The 21,357-nt window shown below is 68.4% G+C and carries 18 protein-coding genes and 1 other RNA gene; 4 read left to right on the forward strand and 15 right to left on the reverse strand.

Annotation, left to right across the window (positions count from 1 at the left end; translation table 11 throughout):
• The 9 genes from mraY to rnpB form a co-directional block, all read right to left on the reverse strand.
• The gene (mraY, locus tag VI08_RS05010; RefSeq protein WP_045828465.1) at positions 1-1,083 is read right to left on the reverse strand and encodes a phospho-N-acetylmuramoyl-pentapeptide-transferase; all 1,083 of its coding nucleotides are present in this window, start codon (positions 1,081-1,083) and stop codon (positions 1-3) included.
• Positions 1,073-2,437: a UDP-N-acetylmuramoyl-tripeptide--D-alanyl-D-alanine ligase gene (locus VI08_RS05015; RefSeq protein WP_045828466.1), complete on the reverse strand. Its 1,365-nt coding sequence runs from the start codon at positions 2,435-2,437 to the stop codon at positions 1,073-1,075. The genes mraY and VI08_RS05015 overlap by 11 nt, the downstream gene beginning before the upstream one ends.
• A complete protein-coding gene (locus VI08_RS05020) occupies positions 2,434-3,921 on the reverse strand; it encodes a UDP-N-acetylmuramoyl-L-alanyl-D-glutamate--2,6-diaminopimelate ligase (RefSeq protein ID WP_232309472.1) in 1,488 nt (495 codons plus the stop codon). The genes VI08_RS05015 and VI08_RS05020 overlap by 4 nt, the downstream gene beginning before the upstream one ends.
• A 5-nt stretch (positions 3,922-3,926) precedes the next feature.
• Positions 3,927-5,732, reverse strand: coding sequence for a peptidoglycan D,D-transpeptidase FtsI family protein (locus VI08_RS05025; protein ID WP_045828468.1), 1,806 nt, complete (start codon positions 5,730-5,732; stop codon positions 3,927-3,929).
• On the reverse strand, positions 5,729-6,001 hold the full coding sequence (gene ftsL, locus VI08_RS05030; RefSeq protein WP_045828469.1) for a cell division protein FtsL: 273 nt from the start codon (positions 5,999-6,001) through the stop codon (positions 5,729-5,731). The genes VI08_RS05025 and ftsL overlap by 4 nt, the downstream gene beginning before the upstream one ends.
• Positions 5,998-6,921: a 16S rRNA (cytosine(1402)-N(4))-methyltransferase RsmH gene (gene rsmH, locus VI08_RS05035; RefSeq protein WP_045828470.1), complete on the reverse strand. Its 924-nt coding sequence runs from the start codon at positions 6,919-6,921 to the stop codon at positions 5,998-6,000. The genes ftsL and rsmH overlap by 4 nt, the downstream gene beginning before the upstream one ends.
• Before the next feature lie 53 nt (positions 6,922-6,974).
• A complete protein-coding gene (gene mraZ / locus VI08_RS05040) occupies positions 6,975-7,421 on the reverse strand; it encodes a division/cell wall cluster transcriptional repressor MraZ (RefSeq protein ID WP_045828471.1) in 447 nt (148 codons plus the stop codon).
• A 94-nt stretch (positions 7,422-7,515) separates the two neighbouring features.
• Complete coding sequence (locus VI08_RS22345; RefSeq protein ID WP_269745823.1) at positions 7,516-7,647, reverse strand: hypothetical protein; 132 nt, start codon at positions 7,645-7,647, stop codon at positions 7,516-7,518.
• 183 nt (positions 7,648-7,830) lie between these two features.
• Positions 7,831-8,196: RNase P RNA component class A (gene rnpB / locus VI08_RS20745), an RNA gene on the reverse strand.
• 148 nt (positions 8,197-8,344) lie between these two features.
• Here rnpB and rsmI point away from each other — a divergent pair.
• The 3 genes from rsmI (at position 8,345) to VI08_RS05055 (ending at position 11,507) form a co-directional block, all read left to right on the forward strand.
• Positions 8,345-9,172, forward strand: coding sequence for a 16S rRNA (cytidine(1402)-2'-O)-methyltransferase (gene rsmI / locus VI08_RS05045; RefSeq protein ID WP_045828472.1), 828 nt, complete (start codon positions 8,345-8,347; stop codon positions 9,170-9,172).
• 119 nt (positions 9,173-9,291) lie between these two features.
• Entirely contained in the window at positions 9,292-11,103 is a 1,812-nt protein-coding gene (locus VI08_RS05050) for a penicillin-binding protein activator (RefSeq protein ID WP_045828473.1), read from the forward strand.
• Between the two features lie 35 nt (positions 11,104-11,138).
• A complete protein-coding gene (locus VI08_RS05055) occupies positions 11,139-11,507 on the forward strand; it encodes a YraN family protein (protein ID WP_045828474.1) in 369 nt (122 codons plus the stop codon).
• 99 nt (positions 11,508-11,606) lie between these two features.
• Here the strand turns inward: VI08_RS05055 and VI08_RS05060 are convergent, their stop codons facing one another.
• From VI08_RS05060 to VI08_RS05070, 3 genes are all read right to left on the reverse strand, one after another.
• The gene (locus VI08_RS05060; RefSeq protein WP_045828475.1) at positions 11,607-12,281 is read right to left on the reverse strand and encodes an HAD family hydrolase; all 675 of its coding nucleotides are present in this window, start codon (positions 12,279-12,281) and stop codon (positions 11,607-11,609) included.
• A 195-nt stretch (positions 12,282-12,476) separates the two neighbouring features.
• Positions 12,477-15,221, reverse strand: coding sequence for a putative bifunctional diguanylate cyclase/phosphodiesterase (locus tag VI08_RS05065; protein WP_045828476.1), 2,745 nt, complete (start codon positions 15,219-15,221; stop codon positions 12,477-12,479).
• A gap of 60 nt (positions 15,222-15,281) precedes the next feature.
• On the reverse strand, positions 15,282-16,058 hold the full coding sequence (locus VI08_RS05070; protein WP_045828477.1) for a TenA family transcriptional regulator: 777 nt from the start codon (positions 16,056-16,058) through the stop codon (positions 15,282-15,284).
• Between the two features lie 238 nt (positions 16,059-16,296).
• On the opposite strand from VI08_RS05070, the gene VI08_RS05075 reads away from it, so the two are divergent.
• The gene (locus VI08_RS05075; RefSeq protein WP_052697698.1) at positions 16,297-18,342 is read left to right on the forward strand and encodes a M13 family metallopeptidase; all 2,046 of its coding nucleotides are present in this window, start codon (positions 16,297-16,299) and stop codon (positions 18,340-18,342) included.
• A 147-nt stretch (positions 18,343-18,489) separates the two neighbouring features.
• Here the strand turns inward: VI08_RS05075 and VI08_RS05080 are convergent, their stop codons facing one another.
• The 3 genes from VI08_RS05080 to VI08_RS05090 all read right to left on the reverse strand — a co-directional run bounded on the left by VI08_RS05080 (position 18,490) and on the right by VI08_RS05090 (position 21,315).
• Positions 18,490-19,206: an ABC transporter permease gene (locus VI08_RS05080; RefSeq protein WP_045828478.1), complete on the reverse strand. Its 717-nt coding sequence runs from the start codon at positions 19,204-19,206 to the stop codon at positions 18,490-18,492.
• Positions 19,207-19,330: 124 nt separating this feature from the next.
• Positions 19,331-20,248, reverse strand: coding sequence for an ABC transporter ATP-binding protein (locus VI08_RS05085; RefSeq protein WP_045828479.1), 918 nt, complete (start codon positions 20,246-20,248; stop codon positions 19,331-19,333).
• Entirely contained in the window at positions 20,245-21,315 is a 1,071-nt protein-coding gene (locus VI08_RS05090; protein ID WP_198148840.1) for an ABC transporter permease, read from the reverse strand. Before VI08_RS05090 ends, VI08_RS05085 begins: the two co-directional genes overlap by 4 nt.
• Positions 21,316-21,357 lie beyond the last annotated feature (42 nt).

The raw sequence follows: 21,357 nt of genomic DNA on the forward strand, positions 1-21,357 counted from the left end.
TCAGCGCACCTTCAACGTAGCCAGACCAATGAGCACCAGCACCACGCTGATGATCCAGAAGCGGACGATGACCCGCGGCTCGGGCCAGCCCTTCAGTTCGAAATGGTGATGGATGGGGGCCATGCGGAAGATGCGCTTGCCGCGCAGCTTGAAGCTGGCCACCTGCAGCATCACCGAGGCGGTTTCCATCACGAACACGCCGCCCATCACCAGCAGCACGATCTCCTGGCGCACGATCAGCGCCACGCAGCCGAGCGCGGCACCGATGGCCAGCGCGCCCACGTCGCCCATGAACACCTGCGCCGGGTAGGTGTTGAACCAGAGGAACCCGAGGCCGGCGCCGGCCAGCGCGCTGCAGAAGATGGCCAGCTCGCCCGCGCCGGGGATGCTCGGGATACCGAGGTATTCCGAAAACAGCTTGTTGCCGGCGAGGTACGCGAAGATGCCCAGCGCGCCCGAGACCAGCACGCTTGGCATGATGGCCAGGCCATCGAGGCCGTCGGTGAGGTTCACCGCGTTGGAGAAGCCCACGATGATGAAGTAGCCGATGACCACGAACATGAGGCCGAGCGGCAGGGCCACCTGCTTGAACAGCGGCAGGTACAGCGCGGTTTCCGCCGGCAGCTGGTGCGTGTGGTACAGGAACAGCGCGGCCGCCAGGCCGAACACCGACTGCCAGAAGTACTTCCAGCGGCTGGCGAGGCCGCGGCTATCCTTCAGCACCAGCTTGCGGTAATCGTCGTAGAAACCGATGGCGCCGAAGCACAGCGTCACCAGCAGCACCACCCACACGTAGCGGTTGGCCAGGTCGGCCCACAGCAGCGTGGCGATGCCGATGGCGAACAGGATCAGCGTGCCGCCCATGGTCGGCGTGCCGGCCTTGGAGAGGTGGGTCTGCGGGCCATCGCTGCGCACCACCTGGCCCGCCTTCAGCGCGGCCAGCTTGCGGATCAGCGCGGGGCCGAGCAGCAGCGACACGCACAGCGCGGTCAGCGCCGCCATGATGGCGCGGAAGGTGATGTACTGGAAAAGATGCAGCGACGTGAAGTGCCGAGCCATCCATTCCGCCAGTTCAAGCAGCATGGGATGCTCCTTCAGCGTACGACTTCATCGCCGCGACGACCCGCTCCATGCCGGACGACCGCGAGCCCTTCACGAGCACGGTGACGCCCTCGTGGATCTGTGCGCACGCGGCCTCGACGAGCGCTTCCTGCGTGGCGAAATGTTGCGCGCCGGCGCCGAACGCCTCGACGGCCGCGGCGCTTTTCACACCGGTGGCCAGCAGGCGCTCGATGCCGCGCTGGCGCGCCAGCGCACCCGTGGCAGCGTGCATCTTCAACGTATCGGTGCCCAGCTCGGCCATGTCGCCGAGGATGAGCCAGCGCTCGCCGCGGGCCAGCGCCAGGGTCTCGATGGCGGCGGCGGCCGAACCTGGATTGGCGTTGTAGCTGTCGTCGATGAGGGTCCAGTCGCCCGGCATCGGCTCGAGGTTGAGGCGGCCCGCCACGTGCGGCACCTGCTCCAGGCCGTCGACGATGGTGGCCACCGGCACGTCCAGCGCCACCGCGATGGCGGCGGCGGCCAGCGCGTTCGCCACGTTGTGGCGGCCGGCCAGTGGCAGGCGGACATCGCCGTCGCCGTGCGGCGTGCTCAGCACGAAGTGGGTGCCGTCGATGCGCTCCTCGACGATGTCGGCGCCGATGTCGGCGCGGTGCGACAGCGCGTAGCGCAGCACGCGGCGCGAGCCGGCCAGGCCGGTGAAGAAGCCGGCGAAGCGCTCGTCGTCCGCGTTGATGATGGCCACGCCATCGGCGGGGAGCGACTGGTACAGCGCGCCCTTGGTTTCAGCGACGCCTTCGATCGTGCCCATGCGCTCAAGGTGCGCGGCCGCGATGGAATTGACGAGGCCGATATCGGGCCGCGCGATGGCGGCCAGGTAATCGATGTCGCCCGGCTTGCCGGCGCCCATCTCGAGCACGGCGTACTGCGTATCGGCCGGCATGGCGAGGATCGTCAGCGGCATGCCGATCTCGTTGTTGTAGTTGCCGGCGTTGACGTGCGTGCGGCCGTGGCGCGACAGGATGGACGCCGTGAGCGTCTTCACCGTCGTCTTGCCGTTCGAGCCGGTGATGCCGATGACGCGGACATTGCCCTGCGCGCGGGTGGCGCTGGCCAGGTCGCCCAGGGCCAGCTGCGTATCGTTGACGATCACCTGCGGCAGGTCGACCGCGACGGGGCGGGTGACCAGCGCGGCGACGGCGCCGGCCTTCGCGGCGGCGGCGACGTAATCGTGGCCGTCGACGTGCTCGCCCGGCAGCGCGACGAACAGGTCGCCGGCCTTCAGCTTGCGGGTATCGATGGCGAAGCCGGTGACCTCGGCATCGGCGCCCTGCAGGCGGCCGCGGGTCCACAGGGCGACGGCGGAGAGACGCATCATGCGCGTGCCCCCTTCGCGGCCGGGGCCATCAGCTCGCGCGCCACGGCGAGGTCGTCGAACGGCAGCTTGCCCTCCGGGCCTTCCTGGTAGGTTTCGTGGCCCTTGCCGGCGATAAGCACCACGTCGTCGACCTTCGCGCCGTTGAGCGCCAGCGCGATGGCCTTGGCGCGGTCGCGCTCGACGGCCACCGTCTCGGCATGGACGAAGCCGGCGACGATCTGCGCGACGATGGCGTCGCCATCCTCACTGCGCGGGTTGTCGTCGGTGACGATCACCACGTCGGCCAGGCGCTCGGCGATGCCGGCCATGATCGGGCGCTTGCCCGCGTCGCGGTCGCCACCGGCGCCAAACACGCAGATGAGCTTGCCCTTGGTGTGCGAACGCAGCGCCAGCAGCGCCTGCTTCAGCGCATCGGGCGTGTGCGAGTAATCGACCACCACCAGCGGCTTCTTGCCATCGCCGCCGAGGCGGCTCATGCGGCCATTCACCGGCTGCAGCGCTTCCAGCGCGGCATGGATGCGCTCGAACGGCTCGCCCAGCGCGCCCAGCACCGCGGCGACGGCGAGCAGGTTGGCCACGTTGAAGCGGCCCAGCAGCGCGCTGCGCACGGTGCGCATGCCCCACGGGGTGATGAGGTTGAACGACAGGCCCTTGGCCGAGGTGACGATGATGTCGGCGCGGACCTCGGCATCCTTCTCGGTGGCGTCGTGCGCCATGGAGGTGCGCAACTTCGCCACGCCCTCGGGCAGGCCCTTCGCCAGCTTCACGCCGAATGCGTCGTCGACGTTGATCACCGCGGCCTGCAGGCCGGCGAAGGCAAACAGCTTCGCCTTGGCGGCACCGTAGGCTTCCATGGTGCCGTGGTAGTCGAGGTGGTCGCGGGTGAGGTTGGTGAACACGGCGATGTCGAACGCCACGGCGTTCACCCGGCCCTGCTCCAGCGCGTGCGACGAGACCTCCATCGCCACGTGCGTGGCGCCCGCGTCGCGGAAACCGGCGAACAGGCCCTGCATGCTGATGGCGTCCGGCGTGGTGCGCTCGCCTTCCACGATGGCGCCATGCATACCGGCGCCCAGCGTACCGACCGTGGCCGGCTTCTTGTGCAGGAACGCCAGCGCCTGGCCGATCAGCTGCACCGTGGAGGTCTTGCCGTTGGTGCCGGTGACGCCGATGACATCGAGCGCCTGGGTCGGCTCACCGAAGAAGCGCGCGGCGATGGCGCCGGTGTGCTCGCGCAGGCCGTCGACGGCGACGACGGGCACGCCCGCGGCGGCCGCGTCGAACGCGCTATCGGCGAGGATCACGCTGGCACCGTTCTCGACGGCCTTGGCCGCGAAATCCATGCCGTGGCCCTTCGTGCCGCGCAGCGCCACGAAGGCCTGGCCCTCGGTGATGGCGCGCGAATCGAGCGAGAGGCCGGAAACACTGATTTCGCCGGCACCCTGGGCGTCGGCGAAACCGTTCAGCAGTTCGTTGAGGATCATGTGGCTCACGGCACCACCTCTTCCGCCGCGCTGTCATCGGCGGCGGGGGGTGCGTTGTTCGTGCCGATCATGCCGCCCTGGCTCGGGCCACCGGCATACCAGCGGCCCACGTTATCGGGCGGGATATCGAGCAGGCGCACCGCGCCGGTCATGACGTTGGCGAACGCCGGGCCGGCCACGGAGCCGCCGTAGTAGCGGCCACCCTTCGGGTCGTTGATGACGACGACGGTGACGAGGCGCGGGTTGCTGGCCGGGACCATGCCGACGAAGAGCGAGATGTAGTTGTTGGCGTAGTAGCCGCCCGCGGAGTTCTTGTGCGAGGTACCCGTCTTGCCGGCCACGCTGTAGTTGGCCACGGAGGCGAAGCCGTAGCCCGTGCCGCCCGGGGCCGTCACGGTCTCGAGCATGCGCACCAGCTCGTGGGCGACCTCGGGCGTCACCACCTGGTTGGGCGGATTATCCGCGCCCTTGATGAAGCTGGGCGCGCGGTACGCGCCACCGTTGGCGATGGCGGCGTAGCCCGTGGCCAGCTGCAGCGGGGTGACGTTGAGGTTGTAGCCGTAGGCGATGCGCGACTTCTCGATCGGCTTCCAGGTGCGGCCCACCGGCAGGTAGCCCGATGCTTCGCCAGGGAAGCCGCTGCCGGTGCTGTTGCCGATGCCGAACGCCTTGAACATGCCGTACATCTGGTCGGTGTCGAGCGTCATCGCGATCTTCGCGGCGCCGACGTTGGACGACTTCGTGATGACGCCGGTGGGCGTGAGCGTGCCCCAGTTGTGGGTATCGCGCACGGGGTGGCCACCCATCATCCAGGTACCGGGCGAGGTCTCGATGAGCGGCGACGTGGGCGTGTACTTGCCGCTGGTGAGCGCGGCGGCCATGGTGAACGCCTTCATCGTCGAGCCCGGCTCCACCACGTCGGTGACGGCGCGGTTGCGGCGATCGGACGGGCTGCTGCCACGCACCGCGTTCGGGTTGAACGACGGCAGGTTGGCCATGCCCAGCACTTCGCCGGTGTGCACGTCCATCACCACGATGGAGCCGGAATCGGCCTTGTTCTTGTCCAGCGCGTCTTTGAGCGCGCTGTAGGCCAGGTACTGGATGCGGCGGTCGATCGACAGCGTGATGTCGCGGCCGAGCTGCGGCTCGCGCACCAACTCGACGTCTTCCACCACGTGGCCCTTGCGGTCGCGGATGACGCGCTTGGCGCCCGGCTTGCCGGCCAGCCACTGGTCGTACGACAGCTCCAGGCCTTCCTGGCCGTGGTCGTCGATGTTGGTGAAGCCGAGGATGTGGCTGTTGACGGCGCCCGAGGGGTAGTAGCGGCGGTATTCGCGCTGCGAATTGATGCCGGGGATCTTCAGGTCCATCACCGCCTGCGCGTCTTCCGGGCGCATCTGGCGGGTGATGTACATGAACTCCTTGTCGGCGCGCGCCTCGATCTTCGACTTCAGGTCGTCGGCGTCGACATGCAGCGCCTTGGCCAGGTCGGGGATGCGGTCGGCGTTCTCGAGCAACTCGGGCGGGTTGGCCCACAGCGACGCGACCGGCGTCGACACCGCGAGCGGCTCGCCGTTGCGGTCGAAGATGGTGCCGCGCGAGACGGCGATGGGCATCTCGCGCAGGAAGCGGGCGTCGCCCTGGTCCTGGTAGAACTGCTTGCGCACCACCTGCAGGTCGAACGCGCGCACGAGCAGGCCGCTGGCCGCGACGCACAGCACGGCGACCATCACCGTCATGCGCTTGCGCGGGCTGGGGCCCTGGCCGCGGCGGCGGCTGGGGACGACCGGCTTGCCCTGGCGCGCCCTCATCGACGCACCAGCTGGATATCCTGCGGCTTCGGCGGCAGCATGCCGAGCTTCTCGCGGGCGTCGCCGTCGATGCGGCTGGGCTCGGCGTAGGTGGCCTGCTCCAGTTCGAGGCGGCCGTACTCCACGCCGAGGTCATCCTTCTGCGTCTGCAGGCGGCTGAGCTCGACGAACAGCACGCGGCTCTCGTGGCGCGTCCACACCACGCCAATGGCGCTGCCGATGACGGCCAGCAGCAGCAGCGTGAGGCAGATGGCGCCGAAGGTCTTCATGCGATTTTCTCCGCCACGCGCAACACGGCGGAACGCGAACGCGGGTTCGCGGCCACCTCGGCGTCGGAGGCGAAGATCGCCTTGCCCACGGGCTTCAGGCGCGCGGCGGGCGCCTCGGTGGGCGGCGCGCGACGGCTGCCCTGCACGCGGCCCTCGTGCGCGCGGATGAACTGCTTCACCATGCGGTCTTCCAGCGAGTGGAAGCTGATGACGGCGAGGCGGCCACCCGGGTTCAGCAACTCGAGCGCGGCGTCGAGGCCACGCTCCACCGAGCCGAGCTCCTCGTTCACGCGGATGCGCAAGGCCTGGAACGTGCGGGTGGCGGGGTTCTTGCCCGGCTCGCGGCGGCCGACGCAACGCGCGACCAGCTCGGCGAGCTCGCCCGTGCGGGTGATGGGCTGCGTGGCGCGGCGCTCGACGATCTGCTTCGCGATGCGGCGGCTGAAGCGCTCCTCGCCGAATTGCCACAGCACGTCGGCGATCTCGGCTTCGTCGGCATCGCGCAGGAAATCGGCCGCGCTGATGCCGCGCGTTGTGTCCATGCGCATGTCGAGCGGCGCATCGGCCATGAAGCTGAAACCGCGGCTGGCATCGTCCAGCTGCGGCGACGAGACACCGAGGTCGAGCAGGATGCCGTCGAGGCCGCCCGCGAGCGCGGCCCACTCGCCCATGGTGGCGAAGTTGTCGTGGCGCAGGGTGACGCGCGGATCGGTGGCGAGGCCAGCTTCGGCCACGGCGATGGCGGTCGGGTCGCGGTCCATCAGGAACAGGCGGCCCTCGCTGGAGAGGCGCGAAAGGATGGCCGTGGCGTGGCCGCCGCGTCCAAAGGTTCCGTCCAGGTAGCGCCCGTTCTCGCGCAAGGCGAGGCCCTCCACCGCTTCGTCGAGCATCACCGGGATGTGCACATCGCGCCCCGCCATCGCTACATCCCGCTCCCGTTCCACTTACAACGTCTTCTTATGGGTTTTTGTCGTTACAGCCTGAGCTCCGCCATGTCGTCGCTGATCTCGTCCTCGGTGATCGTCTGGCGGATCTTCGCGAGGTGGGCCTGTTCGCTCCAAAGCTCGAACTTGCTGCCCATGCCGAGTAGCACGGCTTTTTTCTCGATCCCGGCCGATGCGCGCTGGCTGGCTGGAAGAAGGATGCGTGCCGCACCGTCGGGTTCGACGATGGTGGCGGCGCCCACCAGCTTCATCTGGAGGTTGCGGTGCACGGCCTTGACCGAGGAAAGCGCGTTGACTTCATCGCGTACCCGTTCCCATTCCGCGTACGGAAAGATCCACAGGCAGCCGATTTCGAAGGGGTTGTACGTGACCACCAGGCGGTTCTTGCAGGCGTCGGCCACCTGATCCCGATACGAGGTCGGAATCGTCAGACGACCTTTGTCGTCGACCGTGATGGCTGTTTCGCCTTGGAACATGTCTGGTTGCCCGCCCCACCAAATCCCACGATTTCACACTGGGGCCCACGATAGTCTCGGGTCCTGAGACTGTCAAGGAATTTTTTCTTGTGAATCAAGGAGAAAGCTCCTGTTCATCACGATTTCCAGCCATTTCTGAGCAATAAACGGAAGGTGTTTGAATCGCGGGGATTTTTTGATTTTTCCTACACACCATCGGGCGGGAGCCGATGGCGAAATCGGGCATGTGACTTACTTCACGTTCACACGGTGAACACGTTCTCGTGGGCGATCGCCCCACTTTCGCCACAAATCTGAAGCCAGAAACAATGTGGCAGCCAGAAACAATGTGGGAGCGCGCTTGCGCGCGATGGGCGCCTGTCGCAGCACCCATCGCGCGCAAGCGCGCTCCCACACCTACCTAAAGAGAAGTTGGAGTCGGCCTGTAAGCCGGGTTCTGTGCGCCTTGCGGCGTAGCAGTCATTCTTCTCGGCCTGGCGTCACCGCCAGGCTCTAGCAACCTACCCGGGGACGATACGGGCCGCATCATGATCCCCTTATTTGGTCTTGCTCCGGGTGGGGTTTACCGTGCCGTACGACGTTAGCCCCGTACGCGGTGCGCTCTTACCGCACCCTTTCACCCTTACCTGATCCCCTTGCGGGGCCATCGGCGGTCTGCTCTCTGTTGCACTGGCCGTCAGCTCACGCTGCCCAGGCGTTACCTGGCACCCTGCCCTGTGGAGCCCGGACTTTCCTCGACGCGCACAAGGCGCGACGCGACTGCCCGGCCGACTCCACCGCCGATTATACGGCGGCGGACCCTCCCTGTGGGAGCGCGCTTGCGCGCGATGGGTGCTAGCGGCAAGCCTCCAAATCGCGCGCAAGCGCGCTCCCACAGTCAGGCCAGGGCATACAATGCCGGTCCGCTCCAGCAAGGCCCCACCATGCCCACCCCCCGCCCAGGCACCCTGCACGTCATCGCCACGCCCATCGGCAACCGCGACGACATCAGCGCGCGGGCGGTGGCCACGCTGCGCGCGGTGGCGGTGGTGGCCGCGGAGGATACGCGGCACACGCGGCCGCTGTTGCAGCACCTGGGCATCGACACGCCGCTGGTGGCGCTGCACGACCACAACGAGCGCACCGCGGTCGATGGCCTGGTGGAGCGCATGCGCAACGGCGACGACGTGGGGCTGGTCTCCGACGCCGGCACGCCGCTCATCAGCGACCCGGGGTTCCGCCTCGTGCGCGCGGCGCGCCAGGCCGGGCTGAAGGTGAGCCCAGTGCCGGGCGCCAGCGCCGTCGTCGCGGCGCTGTCGGTGGCCGGCCTGCCGAGCGACCGCTTCGTGTTCGAAGGCTTCCTTCCGGCAAAAGGCGGCGCCCGCAAGGCACGGCTGGCCGAACTGGCGGGCGAGGCGCGCACGCTTATCTTCTATGAATCGTCGCACCGCATCCTCGAGTGCCTGGAGGATATGCGCGACGTGTTCGGCGCTGACCGCGAGGCCGTGGTGGCCCGCGAGCTCACTAAGCTGTTTGAAACCGTGCTCGGCGCGCCGCTGGGCGAGCTGGTGGGCACCGTCGCCGGCGACGCGAACCAGCAGAAGGGCGAGTTCGTGGTGATGGTGGCCGGGCGCGAGGCGGGCGAGGACGAGAAGCTGGCCGAGGGGTTGCGGGTGTTTGGGATCCTTAAGGAGGAGCTGCCACCGGCCAAGGCGGCGAAGCTGGCGGCGGCGATCACGGGGGCGGCGCGGAAGGCGTTGTACGGGGCTTAATCGCGCGCAAGCGCGCTCCCACATTTGGGGCGGGCTCACGCAGGCCTCGCAAACCAATCAGCTATGATCCCTTCGTTTCGGCGCCGGAGCGGCGCCTCTTGCGCCCCAAGGAACCTGCGATGCGACCGATCCGCGCCACCGCCCTGTGCGTCCTCATCACCGCCGGCCTCGCGGGCTGCGTGACCCCGGGCGCCTCGCGGCCGGAAGCACACAGCCCCTCGGGCGAGGCCACGCAGGCCGCGCAGGCGATGTACACCAAGGGCCAGTTCGACCAGGCGGCGCAGGCCTACCTGGCCCTGGCCCAGCAGGACCCGGACCACCGCGACTATTACAAGCTGCTCGCGGGCGAGGCCTACCGCCAGGAAGGCGCGCTCGACCGGGCCGCGCCGGTGGTGGAAGACATCCGCCGCTCGCACCTCGAAGGCGAGGATGCCCTGCGCTTCGACGCGCTGCGCGCCGAGATCGCGCTGAAGAACAACGATGCCAAGACGGCGCTCTCGCTCACCGGCAAGCCGGCCACGCGGGTCTCGCCGCAGATCGACCAGCGCCTTGCCGAGCTGCGCGCCCGTGCGCAGGCCGCGGCGGGCGATCCGTGGAGCGCCGCGCAGACCCGCGTCGAGCTCGACGGCCAGCTGCGCGGCCTTGACCGCGAACAGAACCGCCGCGAGATCCTCACCCTGCTCACCGGCATGGGCAATGCGGAACTGGCGGCACGCGGCAACGACCTGGCCGGCAACGACCCGATGCGCCCGTGGGTCACCGAGGCCGAAGCCCAGCTGGGCAACGTGAGCCGCTCGCCCGCCGTGCTCGACCAGGCCGTCGGCACGGTGACGGGTGCCCAGGGCGTGCGCGAAGGCTACAAGGTGCCCGACAAGGTGGCGCTGCTGCTGCCGCTCAGCGGCCCGCTGGCGGGTGCCGGCGCCGCCATCCGCGATGGCTTCTTCACCAACTACGTGGAGGCGGGGCACACCAATGCGCCGCGCCCGCAGGTGGTGGTGTACGACGCCGGCAACGATGCCGCGCACGCCGTGGCCGCGTACGACAAGGCCGTGGCCGAAGGCGCCCGCTTCGTGGTCGGCCCGCTCAACCGCGAAGGCGTCTCGGCCATCTTCGCCAAGGGCGCCCTGCCCGCGCCCATGCTCACGCTGAACTACCCGGCCGATAGCAAGAACCTGCCGCCCGCGGGCGCCAACGAGTTCGGCCTGCTGCCGGAGACCGAAGGCGCGCAGGTGGCCGACCACATGGCCGACAAGGGCATCAAGAACGCCACGGTCATCGTCAGCACCGACGACTTCGCCCGCCGCGCGGGCAATGCCTTCAAGGCGGAGTGGCAGGCGCGCGGTGGCACGCTTGCCAACCAGGTGACGCTCGACGCCAACAGCATCGACTTCGGCGCGCAGCTCGGCGCCCTCGCCGTGCCCACCGAAGACGATGCCAGCACCAGCGGTGTCTTCATCAGCATGAAGCCGCAGCAGGCCCGCCTGTTGCTGCCGCAGCTGCGCCTGGCGAAGAACAACCTGCCGGTGTTCGCCACCTCGCACGTCTACGCCGGTGGCGAAGACGCCACGGCCGACCGCGACCTGGAAGGCGTGGAGTTCTGCGATGCGCCGTGGCTGTTCGATGCGCAGCCGGGCCTGCCGCGCCGCGCCGACCTGGCCAACGCGCTGCCCGCCACGCGTGGCGTGGCCGCGCGCCTGTTCGCGTTCGGCATGGATGCATGGGGCCTCGTGCCGTACATCGACTGGATGCGCGGCCACGCCGGCGCGTACCTGCCGGGTGCGACGGGCCAGCTGGTAGCCGATCAGTTCGGTCGGGTCCGACGCGTACTCATTTGGGCGCGTTTCGCTGACGGCGTTGCCCACCCGGTGGCAGGTAGCCTTGAACTCGAAGCGCCGGCCACAGCGCCGAACGTCGAGAACGGCGGCGGCTAAACCCTTCCCTACCCCGGCGCGGAAAGGAGTTCCGCGTGCAAGACCAAGCAAAGAAAACCCCGCGCCGCGCCATCGGAGACCGCTTCGAAGCCGCGGCGCGTTCGTATCTGGAAGCCAGGGGCCTGCGCTTCGTGCGCGCCAACTTCCTCTGCCGCCTGGGCGAACTCGACCTGGTGATGCGCGACGGCGCAATGCTGGTGTTCGTCGAGGTGCGTTACCGGCGCAGCAGCGCGTACGGCGGTGCGCTGGGCTCGATCACGGCGCGCAAGCAACAGCGGATGATCCGCGCAGCGCAGGTGTGGCTGCGGGCGCACCCGTGGGATGCGCAACGGCCGTGCCGGTTCGACGTGGTGGCGTTCGAGGGTGATGGGGTTGAGTGGGTTCGTGGGGCGTTTGATGCCTGATGCACCGCTATCGCGCGCAAGCGCGCTCCCACAGCTAGGGAGGCGCGCCTGCGCGCGATGTATTCCTGTGGGAGCGCGCTTGCGCGCGATGCCCTACCTTCAAGCAGCAGCAACAAACGCCTCACGCCCCATCGCCGCCAACTCACCCACGCCGCTGACAACGATATCCGGCGGCGTCTCGTCCATGGCATGGCCCGCCGCCGTGGCGTAATGCCCCTGCTTCACGAACACGGTGGTGACGCGGCTGCCGAGCAGCTTCTTGATGGCGACGAGGATGCGCGGCTTGTCGTCCACCATCACGTAGTGATCCGCCGGGTAACGCGCCTGCATGTCGTCGAGCATCTCTTCCTTGTGCACGTAGATGAGCACGTCGCCGCGGAAGGCATCCCACAGGCCGGCGCGGCGGATCTTGCGCGGCTGGAACACGGTATCGCCATCGCTCATGATCACCGGGCGGCCCAGCGTGCGCAGGTGGTCGATAGTTTCCAGCGCGCCGGGGAAGCGGCGCTCGTCGAACGGGTAATCGAGCAGGAAGAAACTCATCTCCATGAAATCGATGCCGCTCTGCGTACCCCGCAGGCGCTGCAGCACGCCGAGGTAATCGGCGTAGCCCACCTGGGCACGAACCTCCTGGTCGATGGCGTTATAGCGTTCGCGGCCGTCATGGCCGAAGCGCTGCTCGAGCTGCGCGGCCAGGTCGGCGCTGAAGCGGTCGTTATCGATCAGCGTGTTGTCGACATCGAACAGGAAGACAATGGGGTCGTGGGTGGACACGTCGGATCCTTGCACGGGGCGTTGGCCCTACATATGGGGATGGGTAGCGTGAACCACAGGGGGTGAAGGGGTCTTGTACGCGCCACGCCCATGTAGGAGCCCACTTGTGGGCGACATCTTTCGCGGAAGAGCCACAGACCCTGTGGCGGCTGTGCGAAAGGCGTCGCGCGCGAAGCGCGCTCCTACAGGGGATCGTCACGCCCTGCGCGGCGGCACCACGCTCAGGTGCTTGCCGCCCGAGGCGCCGGGCTTGGGCGCCAGCATGCGGGCGATGTCTTCGGGTGCCACGGGGCGGGAGTAGAGGTAGCCCTGGCCTTCCTGGCAGCCGGCGCGGAGAAGGAAATCGTGTTGCGATTCGGTTTCGATGCCTTCGGCCACGGTGTGCAGGCCGAGGCTGCGGGCGATGGCGATCATGGCTTCGGTGATGGCCACGTCGTTGCTGCTGGCCGGCAGGCCGGTGACGAACGAGCGATCGATCTTCAGGAACGCCACGGCCGGCAGCTTCAGGTACGCCAGCGACGAATAGCCGGTGCCGAAATCATCGATGGCCACGGCCACGCCGAGGTTGTGCAGCGCGATCATGGCCTTCTCGGTGTCCTCGCCCATGCGCAGGATGGCGCTCTCGGTGAGCTCCACCAGCAGGCGCTTCGGCGGGACGCCACTGGCGAGCAACGCCTGGCCCACGCCCGACAGGAAATCGGGGTGGCTGAACGAGCTGGCGGAGACGTTCACCGCCATGCGCAGCGGCGGCAGGCGCGCGTCGTCCCACAGGCGCAGCTGCTCGCACGCGCGTTGCAGCACCCACTGGTCGATCTGGCGGATGAGGCCGAGGCTCTCCGCGATGGGGATGAATTCATCGGGCGGCACCATGCCGCGCTCGGGGTGCTGCCAGCGCAGCAGCGCCTCGACGGCCACCACGCGGCCGGTCTTCATCTCGACGCTGGGCTGGTACACCAGGTGGAACTCGTTGCGCTGCAGGGCCTGGCGCAGCTCCGCCGCCAGCTTGAGGCGGCGGCGCGCGTCGGCGTGCATCTTGGGCGTGTAGAAGCGCAGCGCGTTGCGTTCTTCCATCTTGGCCACGTACATGGCGGCATCGGCGTTGGCGATGAGCGTCACGGCGTCGTTGCCATCGAGCGGGTAGCCCGCGATACCGATGCTGGCGGACACGAACAGCTCGTAATCGCCCAGGTCGAACGGGCGCGACAGCGCGGCGAGCAGGGCCTCGGCCACCACCAGGGCTTCCTCGCGCGAGCGCAGGTCGGTGAGCAGCACGGTGAATTCGTCGCCGCCGATGCGCCCGGCCACGTCGTGCGGCGACATGAGCGCCTTGATGCGCTCGGCCACGCGGATGAGCAGCGCATCGCCCGTGGCGTGGCTGTAGCTGTCGTTCACCACCTTGAAGGCATCGAGGTCGACGAACAGCACCGCCACGGCGCCACGCGCATGCGCGGCGCGCGTGATGGCCTCGGCGCAGCGGCGCTCGAACTCCGAGCGGGTGACGAGGCCGGTGAGCGGGTCGTGGTTCGCAAGATGCTGCAGGCGCAGGCGATCGGCCTTGCGCGTGGTGATATCGGACACCACCGCCACGTAGTGCTGCGGGCGGCCATCCTTGTCGCGGATGCTGCTGATGCTCATCAGCTCGGGGTAGGTGCTGCCATCGGCGCGGCGGCTCTCCACCTCGCCCAGCCAGTTATCGCCCGCGGCGATCTCGTCCCATAGCGACTGCGGCAGCGGCCGGCCATCGGGCAGCGTGCGCGTGGCGTCGAGGCGGTGGTTGCGCAGGCTGGCGAGCGGGATGCCCGTGAGCTTCTGGTGCGCGGCGTTGGCCGTGGTCACGCGGCGGTCGGCGTCGGCGATGATGACGCCCTCGGCGATGCTGGCCAGCGCCTCGGCGGCGATCTTGCGTTCCTGCTCCATGGCCACGCGATCGGAGATATCGCGGACGATGGCCTGGCATACCTGCTGCTGGCCCCACACCACGAGGCTGCTCTGCGTTTCCACCGGGCGGGTGCCGCCATCGGTGCTGCGCAGCACGCCGGCGCCGGAGTGCGGCGAGCCCTCGAGGAACAGGCTGGCCAGCGGCAGGCCGATCAGGTCGTGCCGGGGGCAGCCCACCCACGCCGCGGCGCGGCCGTTGGCGTCGAGCACGGCGCCCGTGGCCTCGTCCACCATGAAGATGGCATCGGCCGCGCTGTCGAACAGCAGGCTGTAGCGCTCCTCGGTGCCGCGGATGCCGGCGAGCACGCGCAGGGCGAAGCGGATCCACAGCAGGGCGGCCAGCACGGCCACGCCCACTACGGTGAAGAACAGCACGCGGCCCAGCCAGGAGGCGCCATTGGCGATATCCAGCGAGAAGGCCTCGGCGCGCGGCTCGATGAAGGTGTTCAGGTCGGCGATGTGTTCGCGCTCGCGCTCGACCATGGCCGGGTCGACCGTATGCGCGCCATAGGCGTGCTCGAGGCGGTCGGCCGTGTCTTCCAGGTCGGCCAGGCTGGCGTCGACCGAGCGCCACTCGGCGATGGCCTCGCGCACGTAGGGCATGGAACTGAAGTGGGCGAAGATGAAGACCATGCCCGGGATGGCCTCGGGGATGACCCCGCCACGGGCGAAGGCATCCTCCACCTCGGCCTGGACGTAATCGCCGCTGGCGATGGCGTCGCGGGCCCAGCGGTCGGCCATCATCACGCCGTAGTTGGCCCGGAACCCGTCCAGGTCGGCCTGGCGGCCGTGGGCAGCGTAGGCGTCGAGATCGATCACCGCCTGCTTCTGCGCCTTCGACCAGAGACTCTCGCCGTTGAGGAAACCGGCGAGAGTCACCTGGGTTTGCAATGCCACCCAGGTCAGGGCCAGCACCAGCACCGCGCCGGCGACAAGCGCGTACGCCAGGGGCCGGAGGCGCCTGGTGAGCGGTTGCAGCTGGTTGGCTTGAACGCGGAGCATGGTCTAGCTGGATTCCCGGTCCCGTGGTGATAGTGCGCTACTTCGTACCCAACTTGCGAGTTATGCGGCGACTTCGTTCGGCATCTGGAACGAGCCAACCACGTCCATGCAGCGATCCAGCGTGATAGCCATGCTGATATAGCTGCGACGGACGCACTCCATCACGTGCTCCACCTGGTCCACCGGCGGGTTGGTGCCGAGGAGGGTGCAGACGATCTCGAGTGCTTCCCACGGATGGGTATCGTCATAAGCGGCGTGCAGCTGAAGCCAGCGCAGGCCGGCCTTACGGCCGGAAATCGGCAGACTTTCGGCATACGCCGCGCTTTCATAGACGATCTGCGACCAGTCGCCGGTGGCGCCTTCCACCGCATAGTTGGTGGCGGCGATGCCGGCGGCCAGCGAATCGTGGCGAGTCACCTCCTCACACCAATCGGCCAGCGCCTGGGAACCTTTAGGCGGCTGGCCAGCCAGCACCTCGGCGCGCGGCACGCCCGCGGACTCGGCCCAGTTCAGCCAGTACTCGGCGTGGTTCTGTTCCACGCGGATATTGCGGACCAGCCAGCGGCGGGCCAGGTCATCGCCCGGGCTGCGGCCGAAGCGGGTCTTCAGCAGGCTGTGGGCCATGTAGCCCGGGAAGCGCTCAATGACCGGCCACACGCCCACCATGAAGTTGCGGGTGGCTTCCGGGTCCAGCTGGGCCGTCGTCATCAAACCCCACATCTCGTGGTTGACGATGGCGCGCCGAGCATCCTCACAGGACGACACCATGTCCTGCGCCCAGGTCGGATAGCTGGCGATGTCCATCTGCGGGCCGGTCAGTTCAAAACGTGCATTCATGTTCGATCTCCCTAAAGATCATTGCTGCCAATTGAAGGTCCGGGCGAGCCCGGGCGACCCGCGGCCCGCCCCATTACCGGCCCCATTGCGGGTGCCGGACACCCATTAGCGCACAACGGTTCTTCACATCTGTCTTTAGAGAGCGAGGCATTCGTCTAGGCCAAACGTCATGGGCCCACCTAGACGTTGGTGGGCTTATCGTGGGCGCCCCAGCCATGCCATTTAGGGTCTGTTACCCATGAAAGCCTCGATCCTCGCCGCAGCCATCGCCTGCGGCCTCGCCAGCACCGGCGCCCTCGCCGCCAGCCCATCCGGCATCGACCTGAAGGGCATCGACCACGCGGTGCAGCCCGGCGACGATTTCAACGGCTATGCCAACGGCGCCTGGATCAAGACGGCGCAGATCCCGGCCGACCGCGCCAGCACGGGCGTGTTCCTCGAGGTGTTCCAGAAAGCCGAGAAGCGCAACGCCGACCTGATCAAGGCCGCCGGCGCCGGCAACCCCGCCGCGGGCAGCAACGAGCGCCTCATCGCCGACTACTACAAGGCCTACATGGACGAGGCCGGCATCGAGAAGAACGGGCTGAAGCCGCTGCAGCCGCAGCTCGACGCCATCGCCGCCATCAGGGACAAGAAGGCCCTCTCCACCGCCCTGGGCGCCCAGCTGCGCGCCGACGTGGACCCGATCAACGCCACCAACCTGCATACCGAGCACCTGCTGGGCCTGTTCGTGGCCCAGGGCCTCGAAGACCCCTCGAAGAACGTGCCCTACCTGCTCCAGGGCGGCCTGGGCATGCCCAACCGCGATTACTACCTGAAGACCGACAAGGACATGGTTGACGCGCGCACCAAGTACGCCACTTACGTGCAGGCGATCCTCGCCGCCGCCGGCGACAAGGACGCGGCGGGCGAGGCAAAGGCCATCGTCGCGCTGGAGATGAAGATTGCCCAAGCGCAGGAATCCATCGTCGACAGCGAGGACGTGCACAAGGCCAACAACCCGTGGCCGCGCACCGCCTTCGCCAGCAAGGCCCCGGGCATCGACTGGGATGCCTACTTCACCGCCGCGGGCCTGGCCGACCAGCCCACCTTCGTGGTGTGGCAGCCGGCCACCGTGACCAGGCTGGCCGCGCTCGTCGGCAGCGAGCCGGTTGACACCTGGAAGGCCTGGCTGCGTTTCCACGCCATCAACGAAGTGGCCGGCGGCCTCATCGGCAAGAAGTTCGACGAGCTGTCGTTCGACTTCTACGGCAAGACCCTCACCGGCACGCCGAAGATGCGCGACCGCTGGAAGCGCGGCGTGGGCCGCGTCAACGCCGACCTCGGCGATGCCGTGGGCCAGATCTACGTGAAGCAGTACTTCCCCGCCAGCTCGCGCGCCGAGGTGCAGGGCATGGTGAAGAACATCCTCGCCGCGTTCGACCAGCGCGTGGACAAGCTCGAGTGGATGACCCCCGCCACGCGGCAGAAGGCAAAGGCCAAGATCGCCACCATCAAGGTGGGCGTGGGCTACCCCGATACCTGGCGCGATTACTCGAAGCTGGTGGTAAAGCCCGACGATGCCGCGGGTAACGCCGAGCGCGCCAGCCTCGCCGAGTTCGCCCACCAGAAGGCCAAGCTGGGCAAGCCGGTGGACCGCGACGAATGGTGGATGACCCCGCAGACCGTCAACGCCGTGAACCTGCCGCTGCAGAACGCGCTGAACTTCCCGGCCGCCATCCTCGAGGCGCCCTTCTTCGACCCGAAGGCCGACCCGGCTTCGAACTACGGTTCCATCGGCGCCGTCATCGGCCACGAGATCAGCCACAGCTTCGACAACCTCGGCGCCGAGTTCGACGCCCAGGGCCGCCTCGCCAACTGGTGGACCGAGGCCGACCAGAAGCACTTCAAGGAAGCCGGCCAGAAGCTGGTGGAACAGTTCAACGCGTACGAGGCCCTGCCGGGCGTGCACGTGAACGGCCAGCAGACCCTCGGCGAGAACATCGCCGACGTCTCCGGCCTCACCATCGCTTACGCCGCGTACAAGCAGAGCCTGGGCGGCAAGGAGGCCCCGGTGGTCGACGGCCTCACCGGCGACCAGCGCTTCTTCCTCGCCTTCGCCCAGAGCTGGCGCGAAAAGACCCGCGACGCCGCACTACGCTCGCAGTTGGTCGGCGACGTGCACGCCCCCGGTAACTTCCGCGCGCAGACGGTGCGCAACCTCGACCCGTGGTACGACGCGTTCAAGCCCAAGCCCGGCCAGAAGCTCTACCTCGACCCGAACCAGCGGGTGAAAATCTGGTAACAAGGAGAGGGCCCCTGACGGGGCCCTTTTTCTTCATGGCGGAATGCTGCTCACCTGTAGGAGCCCACTAGTGGGCGACATCCTTTCGCGAAAGATCCACAAACCCTGTGGCGGCTTTACGAAAGGCGTCGCGCGCAAAGCGCGCTCCTACAAGGGATGTCGCCGAATACGTTTCTCGGCTAAACCCAGCAACCCATCCACCGACAACGCCAGCGCGCCCACCAGCAACGCACCTTGCACCACGTAGGCGGTGTTGTTACCCACCAGCCCCTCCACGATCGGCGCGCCCAGTGTCGCCGCGCCTACCGCGGAACCGATCGTCGCCGTGCCCACGCTGACGATCGCCGACAGCCGCACGCCCGCCATGATCGGCCCGGCGGCCAGCGGCAGTTCCACCTCCCACAGCCGCCGCCAGCGCCCGTAGCCCATGCCATCCGCGGCGTGCAGCGCGCTGGCCGGCACCTGGTCGAGCCCCGCCACCGTCTGCCCCAGCACCGGCAGCACGCCGTACAGCGACAGCGCCAGCAAGGTCGGCGCGGCACCGAAGCCCAGCAGTGGCACCGCGATGGCCAGCACCGCCACGGGTGGGAACGTCTGCCCGATCACCGCCACCGCGCGCACGGTTGGCAAGAGCGACCGCCCCGCTTCGCGCGTGGCGAGGATGCCCAGGGCCAGCCCGACGATGACGGCAATGAGGGTAGCGATGCCCACCAGCGCCGCGTGCGCCAGCGTGAGTTCGACGAACGACGTGCGCCAGTAAAGCGGATGCGAGAGCTCCGGGAACCACGCGTGGAAAAGCCCGCCGGCGTGCGGCAACGCCACCAGCAACGCGATGAGGATGAGCAGGGGAGCCAGGGCCCTCAAGCGACGGCACCCCATCCCTGTAGGAGCCCACTTGTGGGCGACATCTTTCGCGACAAGGCAACAGGGCCTGTAGCGTTTTCGCGAAAGATGTCGCCCACGCAGTGGGCTCCTACAGAAGCCCGGGTCATCGTGGCCGCACCACGATGTCGCTCAACAGAATCGCCCCGCCGCCTTGTACCGGCAGGCGCTCGCGGCGTTCGGCCAGCATCACGCCCAGCGCATCCTGCAGCGTCGCGTCGGGCGACACCGCGTCGCCTTCCGCCGCTTCATCGCGGCGCATGCTGTCGCGGACGCGCCGCACGGCCAGTTCGCGCAGGTACGCACGCGTGCCGCCGACGAACTCATTCACCCGCTCATCGGCCGGCGAACGGATCAGCGCCAGCGGCGTGCCCACCTGGGCGAGCCGGCCATCGAGCATCAGCGCCACGCGATCGCCCAGGCGGAACGCTTCATCCATGTCGTGCGTGACGAACAACATGGTGGTGCCGGTTTCGCGCTGGATCTGCTTCACGCTGGCCTGCAGCGATTCGCGCGTGAGCGGATCGAGCGCGCCGAAGGGCTCGTCCATCAGCACGATCTTCGGCCGCGCCGCCAGCGCGCGCGCCACGCCGACACGCTGCGCCTGGCCACCCGACAAGGTATCGGGGTAACGGCCGGCGATACCGGGCTCGTCGAGCTTGAGCAACGCGATGAGCTCCGCCACACGTGCGTCGATCTCGGCTTCCGGCCACCCGAGCAGCCGCGGCACCACCGCGATGTTCTCCGCCACCGTGCGGTGCGGGAACAAGCCCACCGACTGGATCGCGTAGCCGATGCCACGGCGCAGCGCCTCGATGGGTTGCGTCGCCACGTCCTGCCCATCGACGAGCACGCGGCCACCGTCGATCGGCACCAGCCGGTTCACCGTTCGCAGCAGCGTCGACTTGCCCGAACCCGAAGGCCCTACCAGTACGAAGAATTCGCCATCCTCCACGCGCAGGCTGAGGTCTTCGATGACGACGTGGTCGCCAAAGGCCTTGCGAACGTGGTCGAACTCGATCATGCGCGGCGCCCCGTGGCGGCCATCATGGCCTGGAAGAGAAGATCGGCGGCCAGCGCCAGTCCGATGATGGCCAGCGTACCGAGCAGCACCATGTCGGTCGCGCCCTGGCCGATGCCAAGGAACACGAAGCGGCCCAGGCCACCCGCGCCGATCAGCGCGGCGACGGCGGCCAGGCCGATGGTCTGTACGGCGACGATGCGAAGGCCCGCCAGCAGCACGGGCCAGCCCAGTGGCAGCTGCACGCGAAGCAGCAGCTGGCCGCGCGTCATGCCCAGCCCGCGCGCGGCTTCACGCGTATCGGCGGGCACGGCGTCGAGGCCGGTCACGGTGTAACGCACCACCGGCAGCAAGGCGTACAGCACCAGCGCGAACACCGCCGGCGCCGCACCCGTACCGCCGAAGCCGAGCGCGGCCAGCGCCGGCCATTCGCGCGCCAGCCACGCGAACGGGCCGATGAGCAGCGCGAACAGCGCTAGCGACGGGATCGTCTGCAGGAACGCCAGCACGCTGAGCAGGGTGCCGCCCGCACGCCGCGCGCGCCATGCGAGGTAGCCCAGCGGCGCGCCAATGGTGAGGGCGACGCCGAGCGTGATGAGCGACAGTGTGACGTGCGAGGCCAGCGCATCGGTGAAGGCGCCGCGTTGCGCCTGCCATTCGCGGACAAGGGCGAGGTCGTCGAAGACACCCTGCCAGCCACCAACGACCAGCGATACCACCACGACCGCCCACGCCACGGCTCGCCACCCGGCACGCACATGGCGCAGGCGATCAAGCAGCAACAAGGCGGCGGCGAGCCACATCACCCAGAAACCCGCGCCCAGCTGGATGCGTGTGGTGGGTGGCTTGTGGTGCAGCAGCAACGTCGCATCCACCGCCGCGATCAATGGCAGCACCAACGCCAGAAGGACAGCCGCCACCGCCCCACCCCGCCACCCACCCGCGGCGGCCGCCACGAGCCAAAGCAAAGCGAACACGCCCTGCTGCCCGCCACTGGCGTGGCCGCTGAGCAAGCGATTCGGCGCGATGTTGAGGAAAGGCAGCGCAAGACCGGCAACGAGGCCGATCACACAAAGCACCACGACCGGCAACCGCTGTTGTAGGAGCGCACT

Source organism: Luteibacter yeojuensis (assembly GCF_000964085.1).
Lineage (GTDB): Bacteria > Pseudomonadota > Gammaproteobacteria > Xanthomonadales > Rhodanobacteraceae > Luteibacter > Luteibacter yeojuensis_A.